This is a genomic window from Pseudomonas sp. fls2-241-TYG-175, assembly GCF_030209155.1.
GTDB classification, from domain to species: domain Bacteria; phylum Pseudomonadota; class Gammaproteobacteria; order Pseudomonadales; family Pseudomonadaceae; genus Aquipseudomonas; species Aquipseudomonas viridiflava.
The window spans coordinates 97,630-116,792 of sequence record NZ_JARVSO010000001.1 but is presented as its reverse complement, the minus strand read 5'-3'; the positions used below and the strand labels follow the sequence as shown (position 1 = coordinate 116,792).

At 59.8% G+C, this 19,163-nt stretch carries 18 protein-coding genes and 1 tRNA gene; 12 read left to right on the top strand and 7 right to left on the bottom strand.

Annotation, left to right across the window (positions count from 1 at the left end):
* Nucleotides 1–66: 66 nt before the first annotated feature.
* From QRN20_RS00520 to QRN20_RS00500, 5 genes are all read right to left on the bottom strand, one after another.
* Nucleotides 67–142: transfer RNA gene (locus tag QRN20_RS00520), tRNA-Gly, on the bottom strand.
* Between the two features lie 66 nt (nt 143–208).
* The gene (gene pgsA / locus QRN20_RS00515) at nt 209–769 is read right to left on the bottom strand and encodes a CDP-diacylglycerol--glycerol-3-phosphate 3-phosphatidyltransferase (RefSeq protein WP_004879535.1); all 561 of its coding nucleotides are present in this window, start codon (nt 767–769) and stop codon (nt 209–211) included.
* Between the two features lie 32 nt (nt 770–801).
* Nucleotides 802–2,625, bottom strand: coding sequence for an excinuclease ABC subunit UvrC (uvrC, locus tag QRN20_RS00510; protein WP_043303798.1), 1,824 nt, complete (start codon nt 2,623–2,625; stop codon nt 802–804).
* A 2-nt stretch (nt 2,626–2,627) separates the two neighbouring features.
* A complete protein-coding gene (gene gacA, locus QRN20_RS00505) occupies nt 2,628–3,272 on the bottom strand; it encodes a response regulator transcription factor GacA (protein ID WP_025992955.1) in 645 nt (214 codons plus the stop codon).
* Between the two features lie 242 nt (nt 3,273–3,514).
* Nucleotides 3,515–3,874 (bottom strand): helix-turn-helix domain-containing protein, encoded by a 360-nt coding sequence (locus QRN20_RS00500; protein WP_029242199.1) that lies wholly within the window; start codon nt 3,872–3,874, stop codon nt 3,515–3,517.
* 82 nt (nt 3,875–3,956) lie between these two features.
* Here QRN20_RS00500 and QRN20_RS00495 point away from each other — a divergent pair, with 82 nt between their 5' ends.
* The 11 genes from QRN20_RS00495 to QRN20_RS00445 all read left to right on the top strand — a co-directional run bounded on the left by QRN20_RS00495 (nt 3,957) and on the right by QRN20_RS00445 (nt 15,892).
* Nucleotides 3,957–4,187: a DNA-binding protein gene (locus QRN20_RS00495; RefSeq protein ID WP_029242200.1), complete on the top strand. Its 231-nt coding sequence runs from the start codon at nt 3,957–3,959 to the stop codon at nt 4,185–4,187.
* A 212-nt stretch (nt 4,188–4,399) separates the two neighbouring features.
* Nucleotides 4,400–4,546 (top strand): hypothetical protein, encoded by a 147-nt coding sequence (locus QRN20_RS00490; protein WP_163003905.1) that lies wholly within the window; start codon nt 4,400–4,402, stop codon nt 4,544–4,546.
* 327 nt (nt 4,547–4,873) lie between these two features.
* The gene (locus QRN20_RS00485) at nt 4,874–5,956 is read left to right on the top strand and encodes a 3-deoxy-7-phosphoheptulonate synthase (RefSeq protein ID WP_122605832.1); all 1,083 of its coding nucleotides are present in this window, start codon (nt 4,874–4,876) and stop codon (nt 5,954–5,956) included.
* 83 nt (nt 5,957–6,039) lie between these two features.
* Nucleotides 6,040–6,321 carry a peptidylprolyl isomerase gene (locus QRN20_RS00480; RefSeq protein WP_058432735.1) on the top strand — a complete coding sequence of 94 codons (282 nt, stop codon included), beginning with the start codon at nt 6,040–6,042 and terminating at the stop codon, nt 6,319–6,321.
* 154 nt (nt 6,322–6,475) lie between these two features.
* On the top strand, nt 6,476–8,338 hold the full coding sequence (locus QRN20_RS00475) for an extracellular solute-binding protein (protein WP_285359826.1): 1,863 nt from the start codon (nt 6,476–6,478) through the stop codon (nt 8,336–8,338).
* Nucleotides 8,339–9,403: a microcin C ABC transporter permease YejB gene (locus tag QRN20_RS00470; RefSeq protein WP_122414609.1), complete on the top strand. Its 1,065-nt coding sequence runs from the start codon at nt 8,339–8,341 to the stop codon at nt 9,401–9,403.
* Complete coding sequence (locus QRN20_RS00465; protein WP_025992958.1) at nt 9,403–10,425, top strand: ABC transporter permease; 1,023 nt, start codon at nt 9,403–9,405, stop codon at nt 10,423–10,425. The genes QRN20_RS00470 and QRN20_RS00465 overlap by 1 nt, the downstream gene beginning before the upstream one ends.
* A 1-nt stretch (nt 10,426) precedes the next feature.
* Nucleotides 10,427–12,010, top strand: coding sequence for an ABC transporter ATP-binding protein (locus tag QRN20_RS00460; protein ID WP_122605836.1), 1,584 nt, complete (start codon nt 10,427–10,429; stop codon nt 12,008–12,010).
* Nucleotides 12,011–12,067: 57 nt separating this feature from the next.
* Entirely contained in the window at nt 12,068–13,480 is a 1,413-nt protein-coding gene (locus QRN20_RS00455) for a sigma-54 interaction domain-containing protein (RefSeq protein WP_122414607.1), read from the top strand.
* Nucleotides 13,481–13,731: 251 nt separating this feature from the next.
* Complete coding sequence (locus QRN20_RS00450) at nt 13,732–15,123, top strand: GntP family permease (protein ID WP_029242207.1); 1,392 nt, start codon at nt 13,732–13,734, stop codon at nt 15,121–15,123.
* A gap of 10 nt (nt 15,124–15,133) precedes the next feature.
* Nucleotides 15,134–15,892, top strand: coding sequence for a 3-hydroxybutyrate dehydrogenase (locus tag QRN20_RS00445; RefSeq protein ID WP_122517685.1), 759 nt, complete (start codon nt 15,134–15,136; stop codon nt 15,890–15,892).
* 12 nt (nt 15,893–15,904) lie between these two features.
* Here the strand turns inward: QRN20_RS00445 and QRN20_RS00440 are convergent, their stop codons facing one another.
* Nucleotides 15,905–17,071, bottom strand: coding sequence for a PilT/PilU family type 4a pilus ATPase (locus QRN20_RS00440; protein ID WP_004879571.1), 1,167 nt, complete (start codon nt 17,069–17,071; stop codon nt 15,905–15,907).
* Between the two features lie 111 nt (nt 17,072–17,182).
* Here QRN20_RS00440 and QRN20_RS00435 point away from each other — a divergent pair, with 111 nt between their 5' ends.
* A complete protein-coding gene (locus QRN20_RS00435) occupies nt 17,183–17,458 on the top strand; it encodes a peptidylprolyl isomerase (protein ID WP_004879573.1) in 276 nt (91 codons plus the stop codon).
* A gap of 54 nt (nt 17,459–17,512) precedes the next feature.
* Here QRN20_RS00435 and pgm read toward each other — a convergent pair whose 3' ends face one another.
* On the bottom strand, nt 17,513–19,159 hold the full coding sequence (pgm, locus tag QRN20_RS00430; RefSeq protein WP_122605838.1) for a phosphoglucomutase (alpha-D-glucose-1,6-bisphosphate-dependent): 1,647 nt from the start codon (nt 19,157–19,159) through the stop codon (nt 17,513–17,515).
* Nucleotides 19,160–19,163: the final 4 nt, after the last annotated feature.

Here is a 19,163-nt window from a genome sequence, read left to right as displayed (position 1 = left end):
AAAAAGGACCATAAGGTCCTTTTTTCTTTTGCTGAAGTGATGGTGAAACCTCTTCAGCACCATGTTTGGAGCGGGAAACGAGACTCGAACTCGCGACCCCGACCTTGGCAAGGTCGTGCTCTACCAACTGAGCTATTCCCGCATTGTCGTGTTGACGGGCGCCATTCTAGCGCTTCAAAAACTCCCGTCAAGCCCTTGATTCAAAAACTTATTTTTTTTCTGCCGTGGTTTTCAGATGCGGCCAGGCGGCCCTCAGGTATTGCACCATCGACCACAATGTCAGCCCTGCAGCCACCAGCAGCAACGCGTAGCCCAGAATGACCCAGAACGTGATGGCTGGCGGATTGCCGAGCAGGATGACCAGCGCCAGCATCTGGGCAGCGGTTTTCCATTTGCCCATGTTTGAGACTGCGACCTGGGCTCTGGCGCCGATTTCTGCCATCCACTCGCGCAGGGCGGAAATGACGATTTCGCGTCCGATGATCACCGCCGCCGGCAGCGTCAGCCACAGGTTTGCGTGAGCCTGAACCAGCAGCACCAGTGCCACGGCCACCATGAGCTTGTCGGCGACCGGATCGAGAAACGCACCGAATGGCGTGCTCTGCTCCAGACGACGTGCCAGATACCCATCCAGCCAGTCGGTCGCCGCCGCAAAGGCAAACACCGCGCTGGCAGCCATGTAGCTCCAGTGATAAGGCATATAGAACAACAGAATGAAGATCGGAATCAGTAAAACGCGTAGTACGGTAATCAGATTAGGGATATTCATCGGCACAACTGGCTACGAGGTGAGCGGGCATTCTACTCGCTGTGCAGGTTTGCATAAATCGACTCTGCCAGCTTTTTACTGATTCCCGGTGCTTTTGCTATTTCATCGATGCTCGCACGAGACAATTCCTGAAGACCGCCGAAGTGTTTGAGCAGGTCGCGACGTCGTGTCGGCCCTACCCCGGCCACGCCTTCAAGCGTCGAGGTACGGCGAGTCTTGCCCCGACGGGCGCGGTGCCCGGTGATTGCAAAACGGTGCGCCTCGTCGCGAATCTGCTGGATAAGGTGCAGCGCAGGCGAGTCACCCGGCAAGGTGAACTCATGGGCGGCATCGTTCAGATACAGGGTTTCGAAACCGGCCTTGCGCGTGGTGCCCTTGGCGACCCCGAGCAGGATGAGGTCCGGTATGGCCAGTTCATTCAGCACGTCGCGAGCCATCGCCATCTGCCCTTTACCACCGTCGACCAACAGGACGTCAGGCAGTTTGCCCTCTCCGTCCTTGATGCGGCTGTAGCGTCGGGTCAGCGCCTGATGCATGGCAGCATAGTCATCGCCCGCCGTCACGCCTTCGATGTTGAAACGACGATAGTCCGCCTTGATCGGGCCTTCCGGGCCGAATACAACGCAGGAAGCAACGGTCGCCTCACCACTGGAGTGACTGATGTCATAGCACTCGAGACGCACCGGCGGCTCGTCCAGATTGAGCACCTTGGCCAATGCTTCGAAGCGCGACGCCACATGCTGGCGATTGGCAAGACGCGCCGACAGGGCCTGTTCGGCATTGGTCACGGCCAGTTGCTGCCAGCGCGCGCGAGTGCCGCGCACCCGGTGGCTGATGGTCATCTCGCGACCGCGCGACTCTTCGATTGCGTCGATCAGGGCCGGAAAATCTTCGTTGACGACGTTGACGATGACTTCGCTGGGCAACTCACGGTCAACGCCACCTAGGAAATACTGGGCCAGGAAGGCCGACATGACTTCGCCAACCTCCTCCTCGATACCCACCTGAGGAAAGAAGTTCTTGCTGCCCAACACGCGACCGCCGCGCACCGAGATCAGATGCACGCAGGCACCGCCCGGATTGACGAAAGCAGCGACCACATCGACGTCGCCGGTACCGCCTTCCATGCTCTGCTGATCCTGGACACGGCGCAGCAAGGCGACCTGATCACGCAGTTCGGCCGCGCGCTCGAAATCCAGCGCCATGGCGGCCTTTTCCATTGCAGCGTTCAACTCGTCGCTCAAGGCATTGCTGCGCCCCTCGAGAAACATCACCGAGTGACGCACATCTTCCGCGTATACCTCAGGCTCGACCAGATCGACGCACGGCCCTTTGCAGCGCTTGATCTGATACTGCAGACAGGGTCGGTTACGGTTCTTGAAATAGCTGTCTTCGCACTGACGCACCAGAAAGGTCTTTTGCAGCAGGCTAAGACTTTCCCTAATGGCACCCGCGCTCGGATAAGGGCCAAAATACCGGCCTTTGGCTTTCTTTGCGCCACGATGGATGCTCAGGCGCGGAAACTTGCCGTCGGACAGGAACACATACGGATAAGACTTATCGTCGCGCAGCAGAATGTTGTAAGGAGGTCGCCATTCCTTGATCAGTGTCTGTTCGAGCAACAGCGCTTCGGTTTCGTTACCGGTGATGGTGGTTTCAATCTGCGCGATGCGCGCCACCAGAGCGCCAGTCTTGGGCGCGTGCCCGGTTTTGCGGAAATAACTGGCGAGGCGCTTCTTCAGGTTCTTGGCTTTGCCCACATACAGAAGTTTGGCTTCGGCATCGAACATGCGATAGACGCCGGGACGACCACTGCAGGTCGCGAGAAAGGCACTTGGATCAAAGGTCTGGGTCATGTTCAGGCGCTGGCGTCCACCATGCCGTGACGTACCGCCAGCAACGCCAATTCGACATCACTGCTGATGGATAGCTTTTCAAAGATTCGGTAGCGGTAAGTATTCACGGTTTTCGGCGACAGGCACAGCTTGTCCGAGATGGTCTGGACCTTCTGGCAACCGACAATCATCAATGCAATCTGGATTTCGCGCTCGGACAGCAGGTCAAACGGTGAATTGTTGACCTGCGGCTGAAATGACTTGAGCGCCAGTTGTTGAGCAATCTGCGGACTGATATAGCGCTGACCGGCGAAGACCAGACGAATGGCCTGGACCATTTCCGCAAGGCCTGCGCCCTTGGTCATGTAACCCGCCGCGCCGGCCTGAAGCAGCCGCGTCGGAAAAGGGTCTTCCTCGCAGACCGTCACGGCCACGACCTTGATGTCGGGATGGCTGCGCAACAGCTTGCGCGTGGCTTCAAGACCTCCGATTCCCGGCATCTTGACGTCCATCAGCACGACGTCGGGCTTGAGCTCCCGCGCCTTTTTCAAGGACTCCTCACCGGAATCGGCCTGACCTACCACCTGCAGGCCATCTATATCGGCGAGCATCCGTGTGATGCCTGTCCGAACAAGATCATGGTCATCGACAACTAGCACCCTAATCAAGCAGACACCTCGCGCAACGGACATAACGAATGCTATTCACCATAACAAAAACGGCGAGGCAGACCTAGGGGATGTTGCCGTTTTCGCTCGAACCGCCCACAGGCAGGCTCCGGCACGGGAGAACGCCGACGATTAACGGTATCGGGCGTGAACGCTCTGCCTGGGCCGAACCGGTTCAGGCACGGCGAACAGGAACGACAGACACGGCAGCGTAAGACGAACCTGCAGAAAGCGAGCGGCACTCAACTGTCGGTCTGCTTGTCTGAGGTGATATACGAAGCCGACAGCTCCGCCATGGTCGTGGTCAGCCGTCTGATGGCGTCCTGATCTTCCTTGTCGAGCACACGATAGCTGCCCAGCACCTTTTCTTCGGCAACACTGAGGTTGTCGACCGGAATCGGCGTAGGCGTCCCTGTGAGCACGTAGAGTACATCGACACCCTTGGCTGCTACCGCTGCCAGGTAATCGGCCTTGGGGGCACGATCGCCACTTTCATACTTCCCTTGAGCGTTCGCTTCCACACCACCGATTTCACCGAAGGCACGCTGAGACAGCCCCAGACGTTCTCTTTCTTTTCTTAGTCGGTACCCAATTCCACTCATTTGAATGCATAACCCTGTTGACCCCATCCTTACGAATGGTAGAATCCAGCTAAAATTAAACTGATTTGAACGGTTTTGAACTATGCCCGGAATACTTACTGCTGCACAAGCCAAGGCCTGGCTCGAACAACAGGGTAAATCTGTTCAAGAATTCGCTCGAGAGAACAGCATTGATCCTGCGACGACCTACCAAGTGCTGGCAGGACGCAAGAAGGGAAAACGCGGCGAGGCCCATAAAGTGGCGGTGTTGCTAGGGATGAAGATTGGCAGCATACCTTCCGAGGGTGAAAAATCAGAAACTGTGGCGGATTGAAGGGAATTGCTCCGAAGAGTGTAAGACAGGAATCTTTACAGCACAGTTGCACGGACGGACTGAAGAAATAGCGTTTTCTGACAGTTTCTGTCCACAGCCCATTTTGTCCGCTGCCTTGCGAGGACTGATCCATAATCCACCCGATTGAATTTTCCAATTGAATGAGCGCCCCGGCCTGAAGTAAGCTCCTGCTCAATCAACGGAGACACACCATGCTGCAATCCATTCCATCACAGTGCTTCATTCATGCCAGCGCCCGTCGCTCGGCAGACGCTGTGACCGTGCGGATTGCTCCAGCGGTGGCAGATCTTCAGCTCAACGCTTATTACGGGTATTGGTTTAGCCACTGGCGCGCCTGATACCCATCCGGCGCCCACTCAAGGGGACGCCAACCAGAGAATTCTCTACCCCCGGTCGGCTACCCGACCGGGGGTTTTGTTTTTTTAGCCCCTCAAAAAACACCACACTGATCGAATCGAGGAACACGACATGAACTACGCCACTTATTACCGCAACGACATCGACTTCGCCTGGCGATTTAGCAACCTCCGTTCGGGACAGCCTGCCGCCTCCGATCGGTCACTGCCAGGTGGCAACTGCACACGCATGGCCGAACCGGCCCTTTGTCGAACACCCCAGTAGGGCTTTGAGCGGGAACACCACCCGCCAGCCCAGGAAGCCAGAACATGAATTCGTCCGTTGCCGTAAAACCGTCCGACCTGTCCAGCCACTCGATCACGCTGCCCCACAGCACATCTACCTCGACGCGTCTGCCCAGTGCCCTTGAGTTCAAAAGCAGCCTGCCGCTGAATACCGCCCTGACCGAACAGGTCGCCGCTCATCGTCGTGCCGTCAGCGCCATCCTTGAAGGCCAGGACTCGCGCCTGCTGGTCATCGTCGGCCCCTGCTCCCTCCACGACCCGCAGTCCGCACTCGAATACGCAGAACGCCTGGCCGGTCTCGCCTCTGAAGTGAGCGACCAGATGCTGCTGGTCATGCGTGCGTACGTCGAAAAGCCCCGCACGACTGTCGGCTGGAAAGGCCTGGCCTACGATCCCCGGCTCGACGGCAGCGACGACATGGCAGTGGGCCTGAGGCTGTCTCGGGAACTGATGCGCGAGATGCTGCACATGGGCCTGCCCGTCGCGACCGAGATCCTGCAGCCCATGGCGGCCGGCTACTTCGACGACCTGCTCAGCTGGGTCGCCATCGGCGCCCGCACGACCGAATCGCAGATCCACCGCGAAATGGCCAGCGGCCTGCCCATGGCAGTCGGCTTCAAGAACGGTACGGACGGTGGCGTTGCAGTGGCCAGTGACGCGATCCGCTCGGCGGCTCATCCCCATCGCCACTTCGGTATGGACAGCCATGGCTATCCGGCAATCATCGAGACGCGGGGCAACGCAGACACGCATATCGTGCTGCGCGGCGGACACAGCGGACCGAACCACGACAGCGAAAGCATTGCCAAGGTGCAGGCCAGCCTGGCAAAGAACCGGATTGCGGCGCGCATCATGGTCGACTGCAGCCATGCCAACAGTGGCAAGGACCCGTTACGCCAGCCGCAGGTCTTCGACGATGTGCTCCTGCAGCGCCTGCAAGGCAACACCTCACTGATCGGCATGATGGTCGAAAGCCACCTGTTCGATGGCTGCCAGCCGTTGAGCAAAACCCTGGAATACGGTGTTTCAGTGACCGATGGCTGCCTGGGCTGGACGGGAACCGAGCAGTTGCTGCGCCGGGCGGTTGATCGGTTGCGCTACAGATAACAGCGTTGCGAAGGAACTTTGTCAGGAAATACCGAACTGATTCCGGTAGGCTGTTTCTTTTTTTTCACAGGAGAATTTTCCCCATGGCTAAAGCCACTGCCCGCCACATCCTTGTTTCGAGCGAAGAGAAGTGCAACGAACTCAAGGCACAGATCGAAGGCGGCGCTGATTTCGCTGAAATCGCCAAAGCCAACTCCACTTGCCCATCCAGCCGCCAGGGCGGTGAACTGGGTTCGTTCGGTCCAGGCCAGATGGTCAAGGAATTCGACACCGTCGTGTTCAGCGCTCCGGTCAACACCGTTCAGGGTCCGGTCAAGACTCAGTTTGGCTACCACCTGCTGGAAGTGACCAGCCGTCAGGACTGATCCTGTCGCACGGTTACACAGCGGTTACCAAACGGCTCATCTTCAGATGGGCCGTTTTTGCAGGTGGCTTGGCGAATCAGGGATTTATCTGTAGAAGATACCGCTGTCTGCAATGCGACGCCGGGCGCTTCTACGGTCAATCGGGATTCGAGTAATGCGTTTTGTTTTTTCTTCACTGATCGCCGCAACGCTGGCCCTGGCCTCATCCTCGCTGTTCGCCGCACCGCAACACGCCCTGACCGTTTATGGTGAGGCGCCCCGCTACCCCGCCAACTTCCAGCATTTCGATTACGTGAACCCCGACGCCCCGAAAGGCGGCAGCATGCGCCGTTCGGCGATCGAAATTGGCCAGTTCGATCACCTGATGCCCTTTACCGACAAAGGCATGGGCGTTTCGCAGATCAACGGCATGCTGTATTCGCCGCTGGCGGTGCGCTCGATGGACGAGCCCTATACCGTTTACGGGCTGGTGGCCGAGAGGATGGAACGTAGCGCTGACGGCCTGTCCCTCACCTTCTACCTGAACCCCAAGGCACGCTTTGCCGACGGCACAGCGATCACTGCCAGTGATGTGAAGTACACCTACGAGCTGCTGATGACCCAGGGCAGCATGCAGTTCCGCACCCAGTTCGAAGCGGTCAAAGGCCTGGAAGTCGAATCACCGACGCAGATACGCTTCGACTTCAAACACAGCGACAGTCGTACCCTGCCCTTGGATCTCGCCTCGTTGCCCGTGTTTCCCGAGCACTGGTGGAAGACCCGCGACTTTGCCAGCGGCGCAGGCTTCGAAGTGCCGCCGGGCAGCGGCCCCTACAAGATCGCGCATGTCGATCCGGGTCGCACCATCACGTTCGAACGTGACCCTACATGGTGGGGCAAGGATCTGCCGGTCAGCCGCGGTCTCTATAACTTCGACACGTTCAGCATCGAGTACTTCGGCGACATCGACGTTGCGCGTCAGGTGCTCAAGGGCGGCGCCTACGACTACAACCGGGAGTTCTCGGCCACCGGCTATTCGATTCGCTACGACAGCCCGCAACTGAGTGACGGAAGACTGCAAAAAGCGCATCTGGCCAAGGGCGCCGTGCAAAGCTCTCAGGGCTTCGTGTTCAACCTGAACCGACCGATGTTTCAGGACCGAAGGGTACGACAGGCGCTGTCGCTGCTCTGGGATTTCGAGTGGACCAACCGGCAGATGATGCGCAGCATGTACATCCGCCAGGACAGCTACTTTTCCAATTCCCAGCTGGCCGCCACGGAACTGCCAACACCAGCCGAACTGAAGATTCTTGAACCGTTGCGCGGCCAGGTGCCGGAACAGGTGTTCGATACGGTCTACAAGACGCCCAAAACCGATGGCACGGGCTTTATCCGTGACAAGCAACTGCAAGCGCTGGAACTCATGAAGGAAGCCGGCTGGACACCCAAAGGGGACGAACTGGTGAACGCTCAAGGAGAGCCTTTCCGTTTCACTTTTCTCAACGCCCAGAACGGTCTGGAACGCATGTTGCTGCCCTACAAGCGCAATCTGGCGCAGATCGGCATCCATTTCGACATTCGCCGAATCGATGCAGCGCAGTACCTGAACCGAGTCATGGCCCGTGACTACGACATGATCGTCACCGGCTATCCGGTTTCCACCTCGCCGGGCTCGGAGCTGTACAACAGCTTCGGCTCCAGGGTGGCGATGGATCCCGGCTCCAGCAATTACATGGCGCTGCAGGACCCGGCCGTGGACACGCTGATTGCCGGGCTGCTCAAGGCCGATAACAAGCAGACGATGACTGACTATGCGCACTGCCTGGACCGCGTCCTGCAGTGGAATTATTACTGGATTCCCAACTATTACCCGCCCGGTTCCTCGACCGTGTGGTGGAACCGCTTCGGGATTCCGAAAATCCAGGCCAGCAACAACGAAGCCATCGAAACCTGGTGGGAAGTCAGCCCGACACCGCTGACCAACGAACAATTCGCGGCCAGACGCGGTGCTTCAGTCCTTGTTTCGGAGATGAAGTAGATGCTCGGCTACATTCTGCGGCGGCTGCTGCTGATCATCCCGACCCTGCTGTGCATTCTGCTGGTCAACTTTTTCATCGTGCAGGCGGCGCCCGGCGGCCCGGTCGAACAGGCCATCGCGCGACTGCAGGGCATCGGGGGCGTCACCGCAGGTGCCAGCGCCTCGGAGTCGGCAGGTGCCGGGCAATCCAGAGCTTCCCGCGGGCTGGACCCCAAGCTGATCAAGGCAATCGAGCATCAGTACGGTTTCGACAAACCACTGCATGAACGGCTGTGGCTGATGCTCAAGAACTACGCGCAACTGGACTTCGGCAACAGCTTCTTTCGCGGGGCGACGGTCACTGACCTGATTCTGCAGAAGATGCCGGTCTCCATCTCTCTGGGGCTCTGGGCGACGCTGCTGACCTATCTGGTGTCGATCCCGCTGGGCATTCGCAAGGCCGTCAAACATGGCAGCCATTTCGATATCTGGAGCAGTACCGCGATCATCATCGGCTACGCAACGCCAGCCTTTCTGTTCGCCATGCTGCTGATCGTGGTGTTCTGCGGCGGCACCTCGATGAGCTGGTTTCCGGTGCGAGGGCTGGTATCGGACAACTTCGATCAACTGTCGACAGTGGGCAAGATCGCCGACTATTTCTGGCATCTGGTGCTGCCGGTGTCGGCACTGGTCATCGGTGGTTTCGCCTCCCTGACCTTGCTGACCAAACACTCGTTTCTCAATGAGATCACCCGTCAATACGTGATTACCGCCAGAGCCAAGGGCATGAGCGAACGGCGCGTGCTGTACGGCCATGTGTTTCGCAACGCCATGCTGCTGGTGGTGTCGGGTATTCCCCAGGCGTTTATCAGTGTGTTCTTTGCAGGATCGCTGCTGATCGAGGTGATTTTCTCGCTGGACGGCCTGGGGCGCATGAGTTACGAAGCCGCCGTTTCGCGGGACTATCCCGTAGTGTTCGGCTCGCTGTTTATCTTCACGTTGTTCGGGCTGCTGATCAAACTGGTGGGGGACGTCTGTTACACGCTGGTCGATCCCAGAATCGACTTCAACGCGAGGACGGCATGATGCGCAGTCTTTCTCCGCTCGCCCGTCGCCGTCTGGAGCGTTTTCGGGGCAATCGCCGAGGCTGGTGGTCGCTCTGGCTGTTCTGTGCCCTCTTCGCCCTGACGCTGGGTGGCGAACTGATCGCCAACGACAAGCCGCTGATGGTCAGCTACCAGCACTCGTTGTATTTCCCGGTGTTCAAGCGTTACACCGAACAGCAGTTCGGGGGCGAACTGCCGTTTCAGCCAGACTACCGCAGTGACTATGTGCGCCAGTTGATCGACAAGGGCGATGGCTGGATGCTGTTCCCGCCCATCCCGTTCAGCGACGACACGCCCAACTACGAGCTGACCATCCCTGCGCCCAGCCCGCCGTCTGCGACCAACTGGCTGGGCACTGACGATCAGGCCCGCGATGTGCTGGCCAGGGTCATCTTCGGTGCCCGCGTGTCGATTCTTTTCGCGCTGGCTCTGACCTTCATCAGCGCCTTGATCGGCATCACCGCGGGTGCGCTTCAGGGTTATTACGGTGGTTGGGTGGATCTGCTTGGCCAGCGGCTGCTGGAAGTCTGGTCGGGCCTGCCGGTGCTGTACTTGCTGATCATCCTCTCGGGCTTTGTCGAGCCGGACTTCTGGTGGCTGCTGGGCATCATGGCGTTGTTTTCATGGCTGACCCTGGTAGATGTGGTGCGCGCCGAGTTTCTGCGCGGCCGAAATCTGGAATATGTCAAAGCCGCACGCGCCCTCGGGCTGAGCGACCGGACAGTAATCCTGCGCCATATCCTGCCAAACGCCATGAACGCCACGCTCAGTTACCTGCCATTCATTCTCACGGGCGCTATCTCGACCCTGACCGCACTGGATTTCCTTGGCTTCGGCATGCCGGCGGGCAGTGCTTCGCTGGGCGAGCTGATCGCTCAGGGCAAACAGAACCTGCAGGCCCCCTGGCTGGGCCTCACGGCGTTTTTCGCCCTTGCCCTGATCCTCACGCTGCTGGTGTTCATTGGCGAGGCGCTGCGCGATGCCTTCGACCCGAGGTCCTGACATGCAAGAAAACCTGATCGAAATCCGCGACCTGAGTGTTGCCTTCAGCGGGCAGACAGTGGTCAGCAACCTGAGTCTGGATGTACGGCCGGGCGAGTGCCTGGCGCTGGTTGGCGAGTCCGGCTCAGGCAAGTCGGTCACTGCACACTCGATTCTGCAACTGCTGCCCAACAGCGGCACCGTCACGACGGGCAGCATCACCTATCGCGGCCAGCAGCTGATCGGCGCCGATGACCGAACCTTGCGCGAACTGCGCGGCAACCGCATCGCCATGATCTTTCAGGAGCCCATGACGTCGCTGAACCCGCTGCACACTGTGTCCAAACAGATCGGTGAAACCCTGTTGCTGCACCGAGGCATGGCCGGACGGGAGGCCCAGAAGCGGATCATTGAATTACTGGAACTGGTGGGCATCCAGCAGCCGCACAAGCGCCTGAAGGCCTACCCCCATGAGCTGTCAGGCGGCCAGCGCCAGCGGGTGATGATTGCGATGGCGCTGGCCTGCGAGCCGGAATTGTTGATTGCCGATGAGCCGACCACTGCGCTGGATGTAACCGTACAACGCAAGATCCTGCTGCTGCTCAAGGAATTGCAGCAACGCCTGGGCATGTCGTTGCTGCTGATCAGCCATGACCTGAACCTGGTACACAGCGTCGCGCAGCGGGTCTGTGTGATGCGCGCGGGCGAAATCGTCGAACAGGCCGATTGCCAGTCACTGTTCAAGGCACCTCAACACCCCTACAGCCGTTTGCTGCTGGATGCCGAGCCTGCAGGCGAGCCATTGCCGCGTGATGCGCGGGAGAACGTGCTCGAAGTCGACAACCTGAAGGTCTGGTTCTCGTTGACGGGCGGCATTCTGAGGCGGCACAAGGAATACCTGAAAGCAGTCGATGACATCAGTCTGAGCATTGAGCGCGGCAAGACGCTGGGCATCGTCGGTGAATCGGGGTCCGGAAAGTCGACGCTGGGCCAAGCCATCCTGCGACTGCTGGACTCGCGTGGCAGCATCCGCTTTCGTGGCAACGCGCTGGACGGCCTGAACCAGAAACAGATGCGGCCCTGGCGCAAAGAGATGCAGGTGGTGTTTCAGGATCCTTATGGCAGCCTCAGCCCGCGCATGTCCGTGGCGCAGATCATCGCCGAAGGTATGGAGGTGCATGGCGGCCTGGATGCGGCTCAGTGTGATGTCGAGGTGATACGCGCACTGGAAGAAGTCGGCATCGACCCGCAGAGCCGTCATCGCTATCCACACGAGTTTTCCGGTGGTCAGCGACAACGCATCGCCATCGCCCGGGCGCTGGTGCTCAAACCGGCGCTGATCCTGCTCGACGAACCCACCTCGGCGCTGGATCGCACCGTGCAGAAGCAGGTCGTTGCCCTGCTGCGCGAGTTGCAGGAGAAGCATGGGCTAACCTACCTGTTCATCAGCCACGATCTGGCGGTGGTCAAGGCCTTGGCCCATGATGTAATCGTGGTCAAGGACGGCAAGGTGGTCGAGCGAGGCCCCAGCCACGCGGTATTCGAGTCGCCGCAGCAGCCGTACACCCAGGAGTTGCTGGCGGCCGCGCATCCGGGCTTCATTTGATTGCGTAAAAACGGACAGTCTGTGCGGCCAGGCGCCCGCTTTTGACGGAACACTCCCATGAACGACAACAATCTCAACGACTATAAAAGCATCCGGCGCCTGGCGATCCGTTCGCTGTTCGAGATCATCGAGCAATCCAGTGAAGGGACGGTCATCGTCGACAAGGACGCACGCATCGTCTGGATCAACGAGCGGTATGCGCGGCGTTTCGGGCTGCAGGATCCGACCCTGGCCATCGGGCAGCCGTGCGAGAGCGTGATTCCGGGCAGTTTGCTGCGTCAGGTGGCGAGCAACGGCCAGCCCATCCTGCTGGACATGATGGACACGGCCAAGGACCCGCTGGTGGTCATGCGCCTGCCCATCCACGATGACGCGGGCGGACTGATCGGCGCCATCGGCTTTGCGCTGTTCGATCAGTTGCAGACGTTGTCTCCCCTGCTCACCCGCTACCTGAGCATGCAACAGGAACTGGCCACCACACGCTCCCTGCTCAAGGCGCGGCAGGCCAAGTACAGCTTCGCGCACTTCATTGGTACCAGCGAGGCGTCGCTTGAGGTCAAGCGTCGCGCCAGACGCGGCGCCAATACTCAGTCAACCGTGTTGCTGCTGGGTGAAACCGGCACTGGCAAGGAGCTGCTGGCCCACGCCATTCACAACGCCTCGCCCCGGGCGGGCAAGCCGTTCGTCAGTATCAACAGCGCCGCGATCCCGGAAACCCTGCTGGAAGCAGAATTCTTCGGCACCGCACCCGGTGCTTTTACCGGTGCCGAACGCAAGGGACGCCCCGGAAAGCTGAAAATCGCTCAGGGCGGCACGCTGTTTCTAGACGAGATCGGCGACATGCCGCTGGCCCTGCAAAGCAAGCTGCTGCGCGTGCTGCAGGAAAAGGAATACGAGCCGGTGGGCTCCAACGAAGTCTTTCAAAGCGATGTGCGCTTGATCGCGGCAACATCTACTGACCTTGAAGCCGCCATCCAGCGCGGCGAGTTTCGCGCCGACCTTTATTACCGGCTCAACGTGCTACCTATCAAAGTGCCGCCCTTGCGCGAGCGTCTCGAGGACCTGCCCGCACTCAGCGAGGCGATTCTGGAAGAACTGCGCAGTCATCATGAGCTGGAAAGTGAAGCGCTGGGGGTGCTTGCCCGACACGCCTGGCCTGGCAATATCCGTGAGCTTCGCAACGTACTGGAGCGTGCCGCGCTGCTGAGTGACGAGTCGTTGCTGACCGCTGCAGATATTCAGGCAGCCATCGGTACGCTGATGCCGTTGAAGGCAACCGCCGCAAGCGTCAGAAGCCTCGTGCAAAAGGAGACGTTCAGCGAGGCGCGGCAGCGCTTCGACCGCCACCTGATCGAAACCACCTTGCATCAGTGCGCAGGCAGCGTCGTGCTGGCAGCCAGCCAACTGGGCCTGGGGCGCTCCACTCTCTACAAGAAAATGACGACCTTGGGCATTGCCGAGTCTCCATAAAGAGACAGCAGTCTCTTTAGGGAGATAGCGCTAAATCTCCCGTAATCAGGCGCTTTATGATCGCTTGATCGCCGCGCTGCAGACCTGAGCACTGTTATCTGTCTCTATTTATAGACAAAACCTCGGTCTGCATTCTGGCCAGCCTGAAAATACTCATATATTTCAACATCTTGCTCACATGGCACGAAACCCGCTATGTCGACTCCAGCTGTTCCGGTTTCATCAAAAACAATAACAACAGGAGACACCTGATGAGCGTTCTCATCGCCCTCGCAGCGCTTGCGCTGTTGATGCTTGCCGCCTACCGCGGCTACAGCGTCATTCTTTTCGCACCCATCGCGGCTCTGGGTGCCGTGCTGCTGACCGATCCATCGGCGGTGGCCCCGGCTTTCACCGGGGTGTTCATGGACAAGATGGTCGGCTTCATCAAGCTGTATTTTCCGGTATTCCTCTTGGGCGCAGTGTTCGGCAAGCTGATCGAGCTGTCCGGGTTTTCACGCTCCATTGTGGCAGCCGCCATCGGCGTGCTGGGCATGCGTCAGGCCATGCTGGTGATCGTGCTGGTCTGCGCACTGCTGACCTACGGCGGCGTGTCACTGTTCGTCGTGGTTTTCGCGGTCTATCCGTTCGCTTCGGAGATGTTCAGGCAGAGCAACATCCCCAAGCGCCTGATCCCGGCCACCATCGCTCTGGGCGCGTTCTCGTTCACCATGGACGCCCTGCCCGGCACGCCACAGATCCAGAACATCATTCCGACCACCTTCTTCAACACCACCGCATGGGCGGCACCGTGGCTCGGACTCATCGGCTCCATTTTCGTCTTCAGCGCAGGCATGCTTTATCTGCAACGCCAGCGCAACAAGGCACAACGTGCCGGTGAAGGTTACGGCACCGAACTGCGCAACGAACCGGAGACTGCCCCTGACCTCAAGCTGCCCAATCCCTGGCTGGCGCTGTCGCCACTGGTCGCCGTGGGCGTCATGAACCTGCTGTTCACTTGGTGGATTCCGCAGTGGTACGGCAAGACCCACACGCTCGCGCTGCCAGGCATGGCGGCACCGGTGCAGACCGAAGTGGCCAAGGTCACGGCCATCTGGGCGGTCGAAGCGGCGCTGCTGGTCGGTATTCTGATGGTGCTGATCTTTGGCTTCCGGTCCATTAAAAGCAGGCTCGCCGAAGGCACCAAAAGCGCGGTGAGCGGCGCGTTGCTGGCAGCCATGAACACCGCCTCCGAGTACGGCTTCGGCGCAGTCATTGCCTCACTGCCAGGGTTTCTGGTGCTGGCTAATGGTCTCAAAAGCATCCCCAACCCGCTGGTCAACGAGGCGATCACCGTCACGCTGCTGGCTGGTATCACCGGCTCCGCGTCGGGCGGCATGAGCATCGCCCTGGCCGCCATGTCGCAGAACTTCATCGCCGCCGCCAACGCCGCGAACATCCCGCTGGAAGTGCTGCACCGGGTGGCCGCCATGGCCAGCGGCGGCATGGACACGCTGCCGCACAACGGCGCAGTGATCACCCTGCTGGCGGTGACCGGGCTGACCCACCGCGAAGCCTACAAGGATATTTTCGGCATCACATTGATCAAGACGCTGGCGGTATTCGTCGTTATTGCAACGTTCTACGCCACCGGCATCGTGTAAGGAATCGATTATGAATCTGCAAGGCAAAACCGCACTGGTGACCGGCTCCACCAGCGGCATTGGTCTGGGTATCGCGGTCGAACTGGCCAAGGCTGGCGCCGACGTGATCCTCAACGGCTTTGGTGATACATCCGAAGTGATCAGTCAGGTCGAACAGGCTGGCGGCAAGGTCGGCCATCATCCGGCCGACGTGAGCGATCCGGCGCAGATCGCGGACATGATCGCCTATGCCGAGCGTGAGTTCGGCGGCGTCGATATTCTGGTCAATAACGCCGGTATTCAGCACGTCAGCAGTGTGGAAGAGTTTCCGGTCGAGCGCTGGGATTCGATCCTCGCCATCAACCTGTCCTCCGTCTTCCACACCACGCGCCTCAGCCTGCCGGGCATGAGCAGGAAAGGCTGGGGGCGGATCATCAACATTGCCTCGGTGCACGGGCTGGTCGGTTCGACCGGCAAGGCGGCGTACGTGGCGGCCAAACACGGCGTGATCGGCCTGACCAAGGTCGTCGCGCTGGAAACCGCCTCCACCCAGATCACCTGCAACGCCATCTGCCCCGGCTGGGTGCTGACCCCGCTGGTACAGCAGCAGATCGACAAGCGAGGCGGAACCGAACAGGCGCGTTACGACCTGTTGGCGGAAAAGCAGCCATCACTGGATTTCGTCACGCCGCAGCAACTGGGTGAGCTGGCGCTGTTCCTGTGCAGCGATGCGGCAGTCCAGGTGCGTGGCGCAGCCTGGAACGTGGACGGCGGATGGCTGGCTCAGTAGCGAAGTTGCCCCTCAGCTCTGGGACGGGGGCTCGTCGTCGACCAGCCCCCACTCGACCATGCTCGGCTTGGCCGCGCCGGTCGGCGCAGCAGGCGCTGTCGTGAGGGTGTTCACCCCGTTTTCGCCGTGCAACTTGAGGCGCAGACGCACGTTGTTCTGCGAATCCGCATGCTTCAGCGCTTCCTCTTCGCTGATGGCGCCCTCCACCGCAAGGTTGAACAGCGCGGTGTCGAAGGTCTGCATGCCTAGGCTGCCGGACTTCTCCATGATCCCTTTGAGCTCGTTCAACTGGTTACGCTGGATCAGATCACGAATGGTCGGCGTGCCCATCATCACCTCCACCGCTGCACGGCGCTTGCCATCCGGGGTTTTGACCAGACGCTGCGACACGAACGCCTTGAGGTTGTTACCCAGGTCATGCAGCAACTGCGGACGTCGTTCTTCCGGGAAGAAGTTGATGATCCGGTCCAGCGCCTGGTTGGCATTGTTGGCGTGCAGGGTCGAGATTGCCAGGTGCCCGGTGTCGGCGAATGCCAGCGCGTGCTCCATGGTTTCACGGTCCCGGATCTCGCCGATCAGAATCACATCCGGTGCCTGACGCAGGGTGTTTTTCAGCGCCGCCCTGAAGCTGCGGGTATCGACGCCCACTTCCCGCTGATTGACGATGGATTTCTTGTGTCGGTGAATGAATTCGACCGGGTCTTCGATGGTGATGATATGGCCGCTGGCGTTGCGGTTGCGGTAGTCGATCAGCGCCGCCAATGAGGTGGACTTACCCGAACCGGTGGCACCGACGAACAGCACCAGGCCGTGCTTTTCCATGATCACATCGAGCAGAACCGGCGGCAGATACAGGTCTTCGAAACGTGGAATGTCCAGCTTGATGTTACGCGCGACGATCGACACTTCGTTGCGCTGCATGAAGATGTTGATCCGGAAACGCCCGATGCCCGCCAGTGACACGGCGAGGTTCATTTCCAGCTCGCGCAGGAACTCCAGCTTCTGCTCTTCGTCCATCAGGCCCTGAGCGATCTTTGCGACTTCGCCCGGCTTGAGGGTTTCGGTGCCCAGTGGCTTGAGCACGCCATTGAACTTGGCGCAGGGCGGCGCTCCGGTGGAAAGATAAAGGTCCGATCCGTCCTGACTGGCCAGAATCTTCAACAACGCCGGGAAATCCATAATCACTACCGTACGAAATCAGGGTGGAAAAACGTTTGCCTGTCGCCTGAGCGCCAGATGCCGCTAGGACAGGCATAATGGCAGGCTTTTACAGTTGCTGGATATCGAGACATGAAAGCACAGGCCCGCCATATCCTGGTGAAAACTGCCGAAGAGGCCGAACAGCTCAAGCAGCGTATCGCCAAGGGCGAGGCGTTTGACGTATTGGCCAAAAAGCATTCTAGCTGCCCGTCCGGCAAACGCGGCGGCGATCTGGGCGAAGTCCGGCCAGGACAGATGGTCGGCGCCATCGATCAGGTGATTTTCAAAAAGCCGCTGCGCACCGTGCACGGCCCCATCAAGAGCAAGTTCGGCTACCACTTGGTGCAGGTGTTTTACCGGGATTGACGAAAACGGCCCGCCTGCGCGAACGCAGGCGGGCCGTTAATTTGACCTCAGCGATTACTTCGCAGAAATCGCGCTGTCCACCAGCACCTGGGCCTCTTCGACCAGACGCTTCAGGTGATCCTCGCCCACGAAGCTCTCGGCGTAGATCTTGTAGATGTCTTCTGTGCCCGATGGGCGCGCCGCGAACCAGCCGTTTTCAGTCATGACTTTCACGCCGCCAAACGCCTGATCGTTGCCCGGCGCGTTGCTCAGCACTTTCTGGATCGACTCGCCCGCAAGTTCAGTGGAGGTGACCTGCTCCGGCGACAGCTTGCTCAGCAACGCCTTCTGCTGCGGGTTGGCCTTGGCATCGACACGGGTCGAATACGGTTTGCCCAACTGCTCGGTCATGGTCTGGTAGTGCTCGCTCGGATCACGGCCGGTACGTGCGGTGATCTCTGCCGCCAGCAGCGCCGGAATCAGACCGTCCTTGTCGGTGGTCCAGACCGTGCCGTCACGACGCAGGAACGAAGCGCCCGCGCTTTCCTCGCCACCAAAGCCCAGCGAACCGTCGAACAGACCGTCAGCGAAGTATTTGAAGCCCACCGGCACTTCGTACAGACGACGACCCAGACGCGCAGCAACACGATCGATCATGCCGCTGCTGACGACTGTCTTGCCGACGGCTGCGTCAGCGCGCCACTCGGGACGATTCTGAAACAGATAATCGATGGACACCGCGAGGTAGCTGTTAGGCGTCATCAGGCCGCCGGTCGGCGTCACGATGCCGTGGCGGTCGTGATCAGGATCGCAGGCAAAGGCGACCTGGTAGCGATCCTTGAGGCCGATCAGGCTCTGCATGGCATGGCTGGACGAGGGGTCCATACGGATCTGTCCGTCCCAGTCGACGCTCATGAAGCGGAAAGTCGGATCGACGAACTTGTTCACCACGTCCAGATTCAGGCCGTAATGCTCGCCAATCGCCGTCCAATAGTTGACCCCGGCGCCGCCCAGCGGATCGACGCCAAGGCGCAGTCCGGCATCGCGAATGGCATCCATGTCGATGACATTCTTCAGGTCTGCCACGTACGTATTGACGTAGTCATGACGATGAGTGGTGTCAGCACGCAGGGCCTTTTCGTGGCTCATGCGCGACACGCCCACGATCTTCTCGGCCAGCAATTCGTTGGCCTTGTTCTCGATCCACTTGGTAACGTCGCTGTCGGCCGGGCCGCCGTTGGGCGGGTTGTACTTGAAGCCGCCGCTCTGGGGCGGGTTGTGCGACGGGGTGATGACGATGCCGTCCGCAAGACCCGAGGTACGGCCACGGTTGTAGCAGATGATCGCGTGGGAAACCGCAGGCGTCGGCGTGTACTCGTCGCCCTGGGAAATCATCACCTGCACGCCATTGGCCGCCAGCACTTCAAGCGCTGTGGCAGCAGCCGGAGTGGACAGTGCGTGGGTATCGGCGCCCAGGAACAGGGGGCCGTCGATGCCCTTGGCCTGACGGTACAGGCAGATGGCCTGGCTGATGGCCAGAACGTGCCATTCGTTGAAGCTCAGTTCGAACGAGGTGCCACGATGCCCGGAGGTGCCGAACGAAACACGCTGGGTGGCGACCGAAGCATCGGGCTGGCCGGTGTAGTAAGCCGTGACCAGTCTCGGGATATCGACCAGTAACTGCGCAGGTGCCAGCTTGCCGGCGAAAGGACTGAGACTCATACAA